Below are 15231 nucleotides of genomic sequence, written 5' to 3' on the forward strand. Positions count from 1 at the left end.
ATTATTTTTTTAATGATGATTTCTTCACTTTGATAAAAGAAGAGAGTGATTCAACTTTACTCTTATATTTTTTCTCATTGACTCTATTTTTGTTTTCTTCTTTATCTATCCGATGATCGAACAGCATACTTGCTTTCTTCACGTCACCTTTCATCCATTCGGCATAACTAAAACGTTGATCAACCGCATTGTCTCCCCCTTCCCACTGAATATAGACTTCATCCTTCGTCTTAGCCTTCAGATTGCTGAAAACTTTTGCAAAGCTCTGTCCATCCAACTGTTCTGCTGGTTGTGGTATCTGGCATAACTCGCACAAAGTAGGATACAAATCTACAAACTCAACCATCGACCGGGTCTTTCCTTTTTTCATTCCGGGCACACGGATAATCAACGGCACATGAGTAGAACGGTCCATCAGATTATGTTTACCCACAAAATCATGTTCGCCCAGATTCCAGCCATGATCTCCCAACAGTACCACAATCGTATTCTCCGCCAGGCCTAACTCATCCAGAGCATCCAGCACTTTTCCGATTTGTGCATCCACGTAGCTCAGGCAAGCATAATATCCATGCTTCACTTCCCGCTGAAAATCGGTATCCCCCGTATCAGCCACCCGTGCATAAGCATATATCTCACTCGAATTACGGACTTGTTCCGGTAAGCCTTCCGGTCTGAAACGGTTGGAAGCCAAAGGTATCTCTTCCCGCTTATACAAATCCCAATATTTCTTCGGAGCATTAAACGGCAAATGAGGTTTCCAAAATCCGCAAGCCAGGAAAAACGGCTTGTTCATTTCTTTTATACGCCGCAGGTCACGAATGGCACGTTCCGCCAATTTTCCGTCATCGTATGCCGTATCCGGAACATCCGCTGACTCGCAAAACGGTCCGCGCATAGTCTTGGGATTGATCGTCTTGCCCGATTCTGAGTTCATCCAAAGTTCCCATTTATTATATTCCGCCCAATAGACATCGTATCCATCCGGATGATTCCGGTAGGGAGGTTCGCTCCACGATGCGGCATGATCGCTCATGTGGTGAAAAACTTTGCCATCCGAAACTGTATGATAACCATTCTTTGTGAACCATCCGGAAAGAGGTATAGCCTCCGGACAATCCTTGCTGGCATAAGCCGAGAAATTCACAAAACGATCGGGATAGTGAGGATATACGCCTGTCAGAAGGCTGGCACGGGAAGCGCCACTCACCGGAACATTGCAATAAGCGTTCTGAAACAAGACTCCGCTCGATGCCAGACGATCCATATTCGGAGTCTTAACCGCCTCCACTCCGTAACAACCCAGTTCGGGACGCATATCGTCAGCCATCAGAAAAAGAACATTCATTCTGGAAACATCGGAGACATTGTGCTGCGCCTGCACAGCAGAGGCCATACAGCAAGCTGTCCCGCAAAGAAGGGTATATTTTACCGAAATAGCGTTCTTCATTTTATAGTTTAAATTTTCAAGACCTGCAATATACAAAATATTACAGGTCTTGCCTCTGTTTTTACTCAAAAAATTATTTAGTCCATACCGGATTCTGTTCCAGATTCGTATTCAGTGCCAGTTGCTTCAGAGGCAGCGGATACAGGTAATAATGTTCCTGCCATCCGAGCGGAGCGTCAAAGAAGTAAACATACCCTTCGTCATTACTCGGTCCGCCGGTTACTTTCAGATTTTTAGCCGAAGCTCCCGTCACATATACTCCCAACGGGCGTTTATTGACATAGTCTCCTTTTTTCCATCTGCGAAGGTCATCCAGACGGAATCCTTCCCCCATCAGTTCCACACGTCTCTCCCTGCGTACCTCCCACAGAAGAGCAGGAACGGAAGGATCACGGGCCGTATCAAAATCATCTGTAATGTCTTCGACCGTCATTTTCGCTACATGTCCGCGTGCACGAAGTTTATTAATGGATTTATCGGCAGCCGTCTGATCAAACTTACCTAATTCGCACATGGCTTCGGCATAATTCACCATCACCTCTCCTACACGGAACAAAGGCGCATCTGTCGTATTCACTCCATTGGCATTGGTAGCTACGGTATGCGTATTATAGTACTTCCATACCCAGAATCCCATTTGAGAAGCATTCCAGCCCTGTCCCCAGTTCTGATTCTTGAAGTGCGGCTGCCCCTGCACCGTGAATCCTTTGAAGTTGGAAGACGGCAAACGATGATAAGTCTCACCGGAGATTGTAGCAAGAAGATCTATAAACTCTCTGTCCTGCGCATCATCCGTATATTTCCAGTCGGCCGTGCTCGGACCATTTTCTTTCTTTACCATATAGGGAGGACATATCGTCAGATACAACCGGTAATCACGGTTGCGGAACTGTCCATAAATCTCCTTATCACCGCCATACCGACTGGTGGTAGTACTTACCGGACGACCATCCGTACACAGATAACTGTCTACCGCATCCTTTGTCGCCTCAATATAAGATTCACCGGTACGCACCATGCGTGTCAGGCCATGCATCAACTGACCGGTTTCATAGGCTTTATACAAGATAATGCCCGTTACCCCATCCAAAGATTCCGAATTGAAAAGCTCGTCATACTGTGGATGCACATTCGGATAAACCTTCAAGACTTCTTCCGACGCACGTACACATTCTTTCAAGTAAGTCTCGGCATCAGACAATCCATGATATTTCCGCCAAGTACCCTCGAACAAGGCAAAACGGGAAATAAGTGCCTGCACCACAGATATACCAATGGTGTTTTTGCCATCGTCCGCACCGATATGTGTCTCCGCATATTTCAGGTTGGACAGGATATTCGAAGCCACCAGATCGCGACTATCCCGTTTGCCGTACAGTTCCGGACTGTCTTCTTTCAACGCATTCTCCACCCAAGGGATATCTCCAAAGCGGGAAAGCATCTGAAAGTATTTATATGAACGGAAGAAATAGCCGACACTGCGCCAGTGCTCCTTCTCCGTATCATTCATCTGCGAACCATCGATATTGTCCAGCATCAGATTTACCCGGCGGATATAGTCGTAATCCCATTCCTTGACTTCATCTGTTGCCTTCGCCTTCTGGTATGCCCACTGCCCTTCATATCCGGACAAACCTTTGATCATATTGTCCGACTCAAAATCTCCGCGGAATATTTCGTCCGTCTGCCCCGTATCATACGTATATCCGAAGAATACATTATATAATCCCCATGCATACGTTTTGAAGTTATCATAGGTAGTAAAGACTGTCGCTTCCGTCTGTTGTCCTTTCGGATAAACTTCCAGAAAAGAGTCATTCAAACAAGACGACATCAGCAAACAGAGACTAATGCCCGTACCCAGTATATATTTCTTCATAACAATTACTCTTTTAAATAGTGAAACAATCAGAATGAAAGGTTGATACCAAACGAATACTGCCGCATATACGGATAGGTAAAACCGCGTTGTCCCAAGTCATCCGTTACCGAACGTTCCGGATCGAGTCCTTTCGGCAAATGATCGAATGTATAAAGATTCTCACCGCTAAAGAAGACAGCCAGATTATTGACACCGATCTTAGTCATCCACTTGGACGGGAAATTATAAGATAAGGTGATGTTCCGGATACTCAGGTAGGAACCATCCTGCAGATAACGGGTCTGAATACGTGTATTGGCAGCTGTATTTCCGGCAGCTTTCTCATACAGACGGGGGAAATAGCTGTCTGTGCGTTCCGGCGTCCAGTAATTCAGTTGTGTGTCATATACCGTCGTCCATGCGTCATAGTGCGGATAGAACAAGTCATTCATAATCCACAAATCACGTTTGCCTACTCCCTGCAACAGGAAAGATAAAGAGACCCCCTTCCAGTTTGCACCACCGTGGATGCCATACTGATAACGACGGGTACTATTACCGATGATCTTACGGTCGCCCGGATCTTTCGTCGTACTTGTACCTCCGTTGATAATATCGTTGTCATCCAGATCTTTATACAGGATATCACCCGGATTCGGATTGTAGCCTTCCACTTTTGGAATGCCTGCTTTCAGCTTGCCATCGGCATCAAAATCATCAACAGTATACAGGCGGTCGGTAACATACCCCCAGATTTCACCCAGTTCCATACCTACACGGTAAGTATCTTTATCGTTCTTATCCTTGCCGAAGAGACCTGTCTCGTTATTATACTTGGTAATCTTGGTTTTAGCATCATAAAGGTTGAAGCCCAGATTGTATTTCACTTTTCCGATCTGATCATTCCAGTCTACAGTGATCTCCCATCCTTTGGAACGAAGATCGGCAGTATTCTGCAAAGGAGCACTTGCACCCAGTACAGCCGGTAATTCCGCTCCCGGAGCGAGCATACCTTTCGTATCACGACGATACCAGTCGAATACAAGATTCAGCCTGTTGTTCAATAAACCCAGATCAAAACCGACATCGACAGTCGTCACTTTCTCCCAGGTAAAACTGTTACTGACCAATGCAGCTGGTTTAAGGGTAGTTACCTTGATACCCGAAACGGTCCAGTAAGCCTGCTCGGCATCCATGCCCGGAATATAAGCGTAAGGAGTGATACTCTGATTGCCGATATTACCCCACGAAGCACGCAATTTTAAGTTAGACAATACGGATGTCAACGGTTTCATAAACGCTTCTTCGCTCACACGCCATCCGGCAGAGACAGAAGGAAAGAAACCGAAGCGACTGTCTTTCGGAAATTTGGAAGAGCCGTCATAGCGTCCGTTCGTTTCAATCAGATATTTGCCGGCAAAGGAGTAGTTGATACGATAGAATAATCCTCTTACCGTATAGCGTTCGAATTTATCTTTAGCGAAATAATCTCCCGTAGCCTGCGATATAGAAGGAAGGTCCTCGTTAATCATGTTCATACGCGACATTTCCGCATAGCGATAGTCACTGCTCTCCTGATTGAAACCTCCCATCACGGTGACTTCATGCTTGCCCCATGTGTTATTGTAGTTTCCGTAGAAGTTCAAGGCATTATAATCGGTAATGCCGTTGGAGTTTTCATACTTAGAGTTTGCCGTCGAAGTCTCTTTCACAAAGTTACCTCCGTGGGCATAATAGAACTTCTTTTCAAACTTGGTCTTTTCATTACTCAGATGGTTGTATGTATATTCACCCACCAGTTTGACGTTCTTCAAAGGAGTAATCGTCACCTTTCCGAAGATACGGATATTGTTTTTCTGGATAGTCGTCGGATAAGCAAGATTAATCAGATTCCGGGGAGTATTAATCGGTAGTTCTTCTCCGTCGATATTCATTGTTCCGGTAGGGAAATAAGACGGGAAGGCAACGGCTGCTCCCCAGATTCCATATCCTCCCGAAGTCTCCGGCAATTCTGATTTCGAGTTCGTGTATTTGATATCCAGTTCCGGAGTAATCCATGAGAATACGTCCGAACGGATATAAGAAGACACATTGTAACGTTTATACGCATCCTTGTCCGAGGCCAGCACTCCATTCTCATCGACCATACCGAAAGAGAAACGATAAGATATATCTTTCGTGCCGCCACCTACAGAAAGATTGTGCGTCTGCTGGAAACCGGTCTCCATCATATCATCAAACAGATTGGTTTCTGCCAGACTATAGCGCAATCCGTCCACCATTGCATACCCATCGGGATAAGCCGAAGGATTGGCATTGTATTCTTTCAATAAATCCAGCCACGTATCCACATTCTGTCCACTCTGATAGTTGATGGTTCCCATGTCTTTATAAGCCTGCACCGTCTGAAGCGGTGTTGCCTTACGAGGCATATTGGCAGGTCTGCTAAATGAGAAATTGTTAGAATAATTAATAGAAAGCCTGGTTGAATCCGATCCTTTCTTTGTCGTAATCAGAATGACGCCAAATGCGGCACGTGCCCCGTAGATAGCCGAAGAAGCAGCATCTTTCAAGACCGTTACTGATTCAATATCATTCGGATCGAGCATATTGATATCCATTTCTACGTTATCCACCAGAACCAACGGTTTGCCATTCTTATCCAGACTGTTGACACCACGGATATTGAAACTCATTTCCTCTCCTGGTCTACCGGAGTTACCCGTAATCTGCAAACCGGGCATCGCACCTTTCAAGGCATCGCTGACCGACACTACCGGACGGTCTCCCAATACTTCATCCATCTTCACACTGCTTACCGCACCGGTCAGATTCGCTTTCTTCTGTACACCGTAGCCTACTACCACCACTTCGTCAATCAGACGGCTGTCTTCTTTCAGAGCAATGTGCAAAGGAGTCTGATTTTTGACAACGACTTCCTGCGTAGCATATCCGATATAAGACACGGATAATCGTGCATTCGGAGTCACCGACAGAGAAAAGTTTCCATCCATATCCGTAATCGTGCCTTCCGTAGAATTCAGCACTTTCACATTGGCACCAATCACTCCTTCACCCGAAGGATCGGTCACTTTGCCTTTCAGGACAAACGCTTTTCCCTGTTCCTTTTCAGGCACTGCGGCATGGAATATGACCACTCGGTTTCCATTCACTTCATAACTGATCCCCGTACCAGTCAGCAGTTGGGCCATCACGTCATTAATTGTACCCTTGTCCACGTTCACAGAGACTTTCTTATTCAGGTCAATGTCGTTATTGCGAATCAGAAAAGAATAATTTCCCTGCTTCCTGACTACTTCAATGGCTTCTTTCAAAGTAACGTTATCTGCTTTGACACTGAACTTCTTGTTTTGTTCCTGCGCTGAAAGTTGAAAACCTGTCAGGACATTACTTAGGGACAAAAGCAGAAACATCAATAATGTTTTTCTTATTATCAATCTCATTTTTATCACTATTAAAGGTTAACATATAGTTATTTATCGTAGCTGCGGACTGCCGATATATCTATCGGCTGTGTCCATTTTCTTTCTCCTTCCTTTTATCTTACCCCCTTTCTTTTATCGGTAATAAAGATGGTGTCACCACTGACTTTCCACGTGTATTGTTTCTCAACGTTGATTTCGTGTAATATATCATAAATATTCTGATTGCTGTCAAAAGAACCGGAGAAGTGTTCGGCCTTCAGGCGTTCGCTTTCTATGCTGATCTTCACCTGGAATTTACGTTCCAGACGATGGGCAATATCAGCGAATGAAGCATTCTCGAAGGTCAACCCGCCATCCAGCCAATCGCAGGCTTTACTTGCATTGGTCTTCAGCTTTTCCATTCGTCCGGTGTTCTTGTTATACAGTGCCTGCTCATTCGGGAATAATTTCATCACAGAATTAGCAGACGCCGATAAATTCACCCTGCCTTCCAGCAGAGACACCATCACATAATTATCGTCATCATAAGCACGGACATTGAATACCGTGCCGACTACCTGCACCTGCACATCGTTCGTCTTCACGAAGAAGGGAACCTCTGCATTTTTCGCAACTTTAAAGTATCCTTCGCCATCCAACGTCACATTACGTTCGCGGATACCAAACCCACGGTGATAGCGCAATACAGAACCTGCATTCAGAGAAACCTCCGTCCCGTCAGGAAGAACGATATTCGTTCTTGATCCGGCAGGAACCTTGATTTCGTAAGGAGAATCGGCGTTGGTATATACTTCCGTCAGATTTTCCGTATACGTATACCAGAAATAGTTGCAGCCGATCAGCAGAATAACGGCGGCAGCCACTTTCAGCCAGACAGGTATCAGTTTCCGGACAGGCTTCGAAGAGGCAGGAGCAGTCATTCTCTCCTTTATCCGCACTAAATTGGAGTTTTCTATTTCTGCAAACGACGGTACGGAAGAAAGTGCCCATACGGCAGACATTTCCCGGAAAGTCCGGGCAGCTGCTTCATTGGAAGCCAGAAAGGCAAGCAACGTTTCTTTTTCTTCATCGGTACTATTGCCCGACAAATAATTACTAATCTGTAATTCCAGTTCTTCTTTATCGTAATATTCTATCATAAACCGTTCTTTTTCTATGGTGTATATAACTAGATACGCAATAAAAAAAGAAACGTTTAAAAGAAAACCGATTTTTTTTAAAGAAACATCAAAATAGCTATCATATAGGGAGTACCAAGGGATTCGCGCAATTTAGTCAGCGCAATTTTCATCTGCACCCTGACGGTGGCGACATTAATATTCTGCTCTTCCGCAATTTCGCTGTACGATTTGCCTTCATACAGGCTCGCCTTAAAAACAGCACGGCATTTGGCAGGGAGTTCCTCTACTTTCCGCAGAATGATCTCGTTCATTTCACTGCTTTCCAATGCCTGCAATGGATTGTCGGAAGAAAGAATATGATTTTCTAGAAAAGCCCATATTTCCTCCATCTGTTCGGTCATTATGCGCTCATTAAAAGCGGAAGACCGCAAATAACTGATACTTGCATTCTGTATAGCCCGACGAAGATACGGAAGGGCAGGATAAGTGATATGGTGGCGATTCTGCCAGAAAGAGACGAAGACATCATTGACTATTTCACCGGCGACTCTCTTGTCATGTACATAGTAAACAGCTATCGCACACAGGTATAAATAGTACGTATGATAAATTTTATCAAATGCTTTGGTGCTACCGTGATTCAGTTGTTCGATTAGTTTTTCAGAGACTTCTGGTAAATTCATTCGTTCTTTTTCTTTAAGGGACGGGTGCAAATATAGCGATTAATTCAGAAACTCAAAATTCCGGTTATTAAAACCGGAACTTTGAATCGTGAATTATAACCCCATCGGTATCTTCAACAGATACCATACGATAAACAGCAATGTCCATGCTGCCAGAATGCACAAGGAGTACCTCCATGTATATTTCAGCAACGATCCATATGTGATCTGTTTGTCATATTGCCGCATATACGTCAACACCAGCGGCATATAGAATAAGAAAGGAGTAATGGCATTTGTCGAACTGTCTCCGATACGGAAAGCACACTGCGTGACGTCCGGCGAAATCCCCATCTGCGCAAACATCGGAATGAAGATGAAAGACATAAATGCCCATTTGGAAGTGGCGGATACCATAATCAGATTGATAAACGCCGTAAACAGGATAAACAAGATGAGTGCGGACAAAGGAGCCGGCTCAAAAGAAGAAAGCAGGTCCGCTCCCATAATCGCAAGACACTTGTCCAGATGAGAATACTCGAAACAGGCAAACATCTGGGCAGCGAAGAAAGCAATAACGAAATATACCCCCAGCAGTTTGATCGGCTGGGTAAGTCCTTCGATCACATCATTATCGCTGCGATAACGACCGGAGCTGAATCCATAGGCCATCCCCGTAAAGCCTGCGCCCAGAGATAGCAGAAACAGGATACCAGCTATGAAGGGCGAGTGCATCAAACCTCCGTTAACGCCACGCAGGATACCATAGGAAGAGAAAGTAAGCCACAAAATAAGGGCAACGTATATCCCTGCCACTGTGACAGCCACCATCAGCGCACGACGTTCTTTCCGTGACAAAGGGCGGTAGGCTTCGACTTTCACACTTCCCTCATATTTTCCTAAGTTCGGGAGAAGCCATTTCTGAGTCACCCAATAAACGATCCCTGTAATTACCACTGTCGAAGCGCTCATAAAGAAGTAGTTGCATAGCGGCTCCGTGTTTCCCTGATATCCCATCAGTGTGAGCGCGGCTTCCTGAGTGGTATGCGCCAAGAGCGGGTCCATCGTACTCAATACGATATTGGCACTATATCCGCAGGCCACGGAAACGTAAGCCGTCACAATCCCCGCTATCGGATGAAGTCCCACCCACTGAAACAGCATGGCGGCAATGGGAAGCAGAATAATATAACCGCCGTCACCAATGACGTTCGACAGCAATCCGAGAACAATCACCCACAGGATAACTTTTCTTTTCTCTTTCCGGTTTCCCACTCCCAGACGGATGCACGCATCGATAAATCCGGAATGTTGGGCCACCCCCAGTCCGAACATGGCGATAATCACCATACCCAGCGGAGCAAAACCGGTAAAGTTCTTGATAGCATTCCGCAACCACCAACGGATTCCCTCAGGACTCAGCAGGCTTTGCACCCGAATATCCTCCCCTGATTGCGGCAGCGTTACTTTCAGTCCGTAGATATCACATATCCACGAAAGAAAGACCACCGCCATTGTCAGCAGCAGGAACATCGTAGCGGGATGCGGCATACGCCATTTACTCTTCATCAGCTTCCAGATTATCCAGATCGATAATGCGTAATTCCAATGCACGGACAGCCAGACGGGTCGCGTTCACTCCCACCCGTTCTCCATTCGGGAAGAGACGTCCGATCAGGTCATTCTGTCGTTTCTCCAATGATTTCACGCCGAATGGCATTCCTTTCAGGTTGGCAATCATATCTTTGGTGTAGCCTAATGCCAGATGGCGAAGAAAACGCTCGTCATATTCATCAATATCATAGTTGATTACCGCTTCCTGACGCTTGGCGTCATTCGCTACCGACTTCTTGAAACGATCTACGATCTTCTCCAGAATCGGATAGTTGAATACCAGCTTCTTGCCGTCCATCACAGCTTGTACGTCTGTCTTGGTCAGCAATTCTCCTGTTTTCAGAATAATGCCGTCCGCTCCTGCATTCAGCACATCCACCCATAGTTTTTCATTAAGTATTTCCCCCGTAAAGATCAATACACGAACCCCCTTATAACGTTTGAAAATATTCCGGCAGATATCAACGCCAATCGTCGTAGAACCTCCCAGTCCCAAATCCAGCAAAACCAGATCGGGAAGCTGTGCTTCCATCAACGGCCAGAACTCGCTTTCTGTCATTGCCGTGCCGATCACTTCTGCGTTGGGTATCTCATGACGGAAAATTTCTTCTGTGCCTTTCAATTCCAGTTTTACGTCCTCTACAATAATAACTTTAAACTTCTGTTCTTCCATTTTATTTATCTAATAACTTTTATGTGTCTTCTTTCTTATCTGCGCGGGATGGTGAAGTAAACCGTAAATCCTCCCCCTTCTGCCGGTTCGGCATTGATACGGCATCCTCTGCGCCCCGCAAATTCATCATGGTCACGAATAATCTGCTTGCATATCAGATATTCCGTTCCCCTCAACTCCCCTTTTTCGCCGGAAGTCATACGAGCCAAGTTCGGATAGAACAACTGGTTCAGCTCCGTCACACTCTTCTCGCGCCTGGTATCCGTAAAGAGGAAACGGATATATTCGTTGTCCTTACGAGCCTGCAAGCGTATCACTCCTTCTTCACGAACCGCCAATGCTTCATCAATCAGATTCTCAAACAGGAAACGCAACTGATTCACGTCGCCGATCACTTTGGCTTCCATCGGTTCTATGATTAGTTCTACCTTTTCCGTCCGGTTTTTCATGACCTTCCTGAAGTATTTTCCGGCAGCATCAAAAAGCTCCTGTACCGGAATCGTATTCCGGCGGAAAGTAACCTCCTCCAGCTGTCGGGCAGCGCATGAACTCAGAATCGTAAAGATCCCTTTATAATATTCTATCAGTTCCGTAATCGTCTCCACAGCTTCCCGTTCATCCTTTTCCGGAAGGTTCTGCGTATTCAACCGACCGATAATCTGTTTGATCTTGTTCGGATAATAAATTGTCTCATGCTTAATCGTCGAAAGGCAGTTATCGAGCACCATATTCTGCACATGGAGCATACTGTCTTCCCACGAAGCACGGCGTGTTTCCTCGTGTGCCGACTCGATATCCCGGTATTGCGTGGCAAGTTTTACCACTGCATTAAATACCACAATCGATACATAACGTGCTACCAGTTCAAAAAGAAGATGATCCGTTTCCTGTTGCGTCCCTTCCCTCCGTTCCAGATAAAGCACACCTACACATTGATGCTCACCTCCGGCTTCCACCATCAACGGAATCGCCTGCAAATTCTGTTCTGAGAGATATTCCCCCGTTTCAAAACATTGCTGCACCATCTCCGGCATTTCCTGTCCGGGACAGGAAGCATATTCCAGCCGATGCGTAGTTTCGTTATAAACTGCAATGCCCATCAGGCTGATTGTCAGCAACTCATTTACTGAGCCAAAAGCCTCATTCACGATGCGCTGCGGAATCTCTTTAAGTGTATTTTCCTCCCTCTGAAGCGCTTCCTCGTTCTCCTGAGTCTGAGGTCTGACCAAAGAGGCGGCAAAAACTTTCTGATTTATCTCAAGCACCTGTTCCAGGTTCAGACGGTTCTGCAACATCTTCCTCATATACAAGAGATAATAGCCGATCAGAGAAACGATCAGCAAGACGAAACAGAGGATGATTCCCACTGTCTTATTCGTGTTGGATCGTTCCAACTGCCTGCAATACCCTTCCAAAGTCTGGTCTTCTCCCTGTACTTTATATAAATCTGTAAAAGCAGAATTATTATAACTGTAGGCATCAATTTGTTTCAAAGCAAGGAATGCTACCGCCGCTTCATTTCTGATATCCAAAATCACATGATAGTCTGAATCAAAAAGTTCATTCCACCAAAACAGTTCGGCAGGGGTTCCTTTTCCCACCAGTTTCATGTATCGATGCGGCTTCGGGGTACGCGTATATTTCTTATAATGCTCATTCAGCGACATCATTGCCGAATCTATATACTGCAAGGCTATTTCGTAGTTCTCATCCACATTGGCAAAATAAGCGGCATTGGCATAATCAGAGGCTGCATCAAGCAGATCTTCATAAGTAGAGTCTGTAGTAATCGCAATGGAGTCACTATCCTGCAATATCGACGGAAGGGGTTCATGCAGACAAGAAGCCATTCCCAACGGAAGCAACAGGCAGAGCAACACGCCAATCACTTTACGTACTCCTGAAGGCAAGCGGAAATAAAAACGGCTTCCCTTTCCCGGTTCGCTTTCTATATCGAATACGCATACTCGGAACAGTTCATTCGTTTTCTTATATTTCTCTATGATTCCCTTGCAGTTCATCAAGCCAAAACCGCTTCCTTTATTCTCTTTCAGTTCTTCCGGATCTGCCGCGTCTTTCATGCCGATAGCACGCGAATCATATACCTTTTCACCAATGATATGCGCGATATCTTCTGCTGAAAGCCCTCTCCCATTATCTTCTACGGAGATTTCCACATATGCGTCGGTAGCATGTGCATATACTTTTACCGTTCCTCCCTCGGGCGTATACTTACGGGCATTTTCAGCCAGTGTATTAATCATAAACAAGGTCAATGCGCGATCGGCCTTTACCATCAGGGTAGTCGGTCCGATTTCCAGCTTTTGCTTTTTCATTTCAAAAGCACGCCGTCCTTTTCCCAGCAAATCAAACAGTTCATTCAGACTGAATGTCTCGATGTTCAGACTAAGCGTACCTTGCTTCATCTTGATCCAAAGTGCCAGAATATCATTGTATTCGTTGATGGTAGTCACCAGTTCATCAATGTACTGGTACTTCTCTTTCTTTATCCTGGCGTCATCAATATAACCTTTTTCCGTCAGCTTATGTACTTCGTTCAGAATCCGGTCGATATAAGGATTAATCCCGTTCACGATGGCCATACAAGCCTTCTTTATCAGATTCTGACGTTTGTTTCCTGCAATATGCTGCTCGTAGATATACCGCTGTTTCTCCAGCTGATTTCGCTCGTCACTCAAGGTAGCCACCATTTGTTCATTTTCAGCAGCCCATACGATATAAGGTTCCACTACATGCACCAATGCCTTCTCGTCCCGGTTCAGTCGATGGGAAGTAGGTACCAGTGCAGCTTTTCCTTCTTCCGGAATTTCCAGCGTCAGACGTCCTTTCCCGAACAACTGGTCAATGCCTTGCTGAATCAGAGGTACGTTCATCGGTATGGAAGAAGTGATATCCCGACAAAGAGAGAGAATCCGTTGCAGACGTTCCACATCCACCTGATTCCTAATTTTGGAACGTTTGTTGAAGAACCACCAAAGGATAATCACCAGTACCAAGCCGACAATAACCAAAAAAAGAACGACCGTCATCTGTCGCGAACCTGCTTCCAAAGACAAATAACGGCTTTCCAACTCCTTATCCTGACGGGTAAAGTTCAAAATATCCAGATAGATATTCCGGTTATAATCAGAAGCATCCTTCATCCCCAGCCCGGCATATGAAACGCTTAACTGCTCCCTTATCCGTGAGATCCATTCGGGAACGGTCTTCACCTTCTCCTGTCCAATCCATGGAACTCCGGTATAAGTAGTATCTCCCTCGGCAAACGTATATAATTTATCAAGCGTATCCACTTCATTATGATAATAAAGCATGTGATGATGGTTTACGCAGTTCAATGCTTTTGATAATGTATCCAAAGCTTCCTGATAACGTCCATGCGCATTCAGGTATTTGCCGATAGATACATAAGCTCCGGCAATCTGATACAAGTCATTATATTCGCGAAATTTCTCCAGTGCCAGTTGGGCCAAACGCAAAGGGAACAAAGAATCTACCGGAAAATCAAACTGATCCAACGCATGTGTACGCCTTGTCTTGAAAAACTCAAAATTAGACGGGGATGCCATCAGATTGGCAAGTCCCTGCATTCCATTCCCCTCAAAATACGGATGCTTGCTCTTCACGGCTGTCCGCCAAGTGAAATAAAGTTCGTCAAACTCGCGGAGTTTCCGTTCTTCCGGAGTATTCGCTGCGACCAAAGAAGCCGATCCTTTGAGATAATGATAATAAAGAAGCTGATTGGTATCGCTCAACGCTTCGTCTTCCTGAATATTATCGATAGAGGTTATCGCTTCCTGCCGTTGCTGGAGATAGTAATAGTAAATGGAGGAAACGAGAAAAAATTCGGTAAATGCGTAATCCAGCCGAAGCGCTTCGTGACGGTCGGCAAAGAGGTCGCTCTCTTCACGGATACGCTTCATCCGTCGGAGGGCACTGTTCCGGTAATCATAAAATTCTTTGTTGAGCGCTGTCCGCTGGCAGATTTTCATCAGTCCGATGTCTGCTATCAACAGTTCAAGCTCATTTTTAGTCAGCTTGTATACCTCTTTATGATACGCCTCGGCACGGTCGAAATCCATATTCATGAAAGCACAGAACCCCAGATTATTGGAAGCTTCCGCTTTCCCCGACTTATACAGGTTTACTTGCCGATATGCTTTATAGGCGTATTTGTAGGAAGAGTCCAGATTACGGTAACGATAAGCATACGCTTTTCCATTCAGCGAGTCGATAAGCCTCACTTCTTTTGTGGGCACCATGTCGGTACACGAAAAAAGGGAGGAAAGCAACAATACTCCTATTATATATAATGGAGAATGGAAAATGGAAAATGGAGAATAAAAAGACAGGCGATAACTATCTTTCATTCTTCGCTCTTCA

At 45.3% G+C, this 15231-nt stretch carries 8 protein-coding genes; all 8 read right to left on the reverse strand.

Translation table 11 applies throughout. The features are described from left to right. Nucleotide 1: 1 nt before the first annotated feature. Nucleotides 2-1450 (reverse strand): sulfatase, encoded by a 1449-nt coding sequence (locus tag NBH01_RS03980; RefSeq protein ID WP_225679883.1) that lies wholly within the window; start codon nt 1448-1450, stop codon nt 2-4. A gap of 73 nt (nt 1451-1523) precedes the next feature. Further along, nucleotides 1524-3329: a RagB/SusD family nutrient uptake outer membrane protein gene (locus NBH01_RS03985; protein ID WP_225679885.1), complete on the reverse strand. Its 1806-nt coding sequence runs from the start codon at nt 3327-3329 to the stop codon at nt 1524-1526. A 29-nt stretch (nt 3330-3358) separates the two neighbouring features. After that, the gene (locus NBH01_RS03990; RefSeq protein WP_055229710.1) at nt 3359-6745 is read right to left on the reverse strand and encodes a TonB-dependent receptor; all 3387 of its coding nucleotides are present in this window, start codon (nt 6743-6745) and stop codon (nt 3359-3361) included. 125 nt (nt 6746-6870) lie between these two features. Beyond that, nucleotides 6871-7896, reverse strand: a complete 1026-nt coding sequence (locus NBH01_RS03995) for a FecR domain-containing protein (RefSeq protein ID WP_008761426.1) — start codon at nt 7894-7896, stop codon at nt 6871-6873. A gap of 77 nt (nt 7897-7973) precedes the next feature. Next, nucleotides 7974-8561: an RNA polymerase sigma-70 factor gene (locus NBH01_RS04000; protein ID WP_008761425.1), complete on the reverse strand. Its 588-nt coding sequence runs from the start codon at nt 8559-8561 to the stop codon at nt 7974-7976. A 93-nt stretch (nt 8562-8654) separates the two neighbouring features. After that, nucleotides 8655-10109, reverse strand: a complete 1455-nt coding sequence (locus NBH01_RS04005; RefSeq protein ID WP_008765615.1) for an AbgT family transporter — start codon at nt 10107-10109, stop codon at nt 8655-8657. Beyond that, a complete protein-coding gene (locus NBH01_RS04010) occupies nt 10099-10827 on the reverse strand; it encodes a DUF5932 domain-containing protein (protein WP_008761423.1) in 729 nt (242 codons plus the stop codon). Before NBH01_RS04010 ends, NBH01_RS04005 begins: the two co-directional genes overlap by 11 nt. Before the next feature lie 35 nt (nt 10828-10862). Beyond that, nucleotides 10863-15110: a DUF5113 domain-containing protein gene (locus NBH01_RS04015; protein ID WP_061473190.1), complete on the reverse strand. Its 4248-nt coding sequence runs from the start codon at nt 15108-15110 to the stop codon at nt 10863-10865. Nucleotides 15111-15231 lie beyond the last annotated feature (121 nt).

The sequence above is a fragment of the Bacteroides sp. B1-V-101 genome (assembly GCF_023656585.1).
Taxonomy (GTDB): domain Bacteria; phylum Bacteroidota; class Bacteroidia; order Bacteroidales; family Bacteroidaceae; genus Bacteroides; species Bacteroides thetaiotaomicron.

Bases quoted from the DNA above. Each gene is read 5' to 3' on its own strand.
- NBH01_RS03980 (WP_225679883.1), bottom strand. From the start codon at position 1,450: ATGAAGAACGCTATTTCGGTAAAATATACCCTTCTTTGCGGGACAGCT.
- NBH01_RS03985 (WP_225679885.1), bottom strand. From the start codon at position 3,329: ATGAAGAAATATATACTGGGTACGGGCATTAGTCTCTGTTTGCTGATG.
- NBH01_RS03990 (WP_055229710.1), bottom strand. From the start codon at position 6,745: ATGTTTCTGCTTTTGTCCCTAAGTAATGTCCTGACAGGTTTTCAACTT.
- NBH01_RS03995 (WP_008761426.1), bottom strand. From the start codon at position 7,896: ATGATAGAATATTACGATAAAGAAGAACTGGAATTACAGATTAGTAAT.
- NBH01_RS04000 (WP_008761425.1), bottom strand. From the start codon at position 8,561: ATGAATTTACCAGAAGTCTCTGAAAAACTAATCGAACAACTGAATCAC.
- NBH01_RS04005 (WP_008765615.1), bottom strand. From the start codon at position 10,109: ATGAAGAGTAAATGGCGTATGCCGCATCCCGCTACGATGTTCCTGCTG.
- NBH01_RS04010 (WP_008761423.1), bottom strand. From the start codon at position 10,827: ATGGAAGAACAGAAGTTTAAAGTTATTATTGTAGAGGACGTAAAACTG.
- NBH01_RS04015 (WP_061473190.1), bottom strand. From the start codon at position 15,110: ATGGTGCCCACAAAAGAAGTGAGGCTTATCGACTCGCTGAATGGAAAA.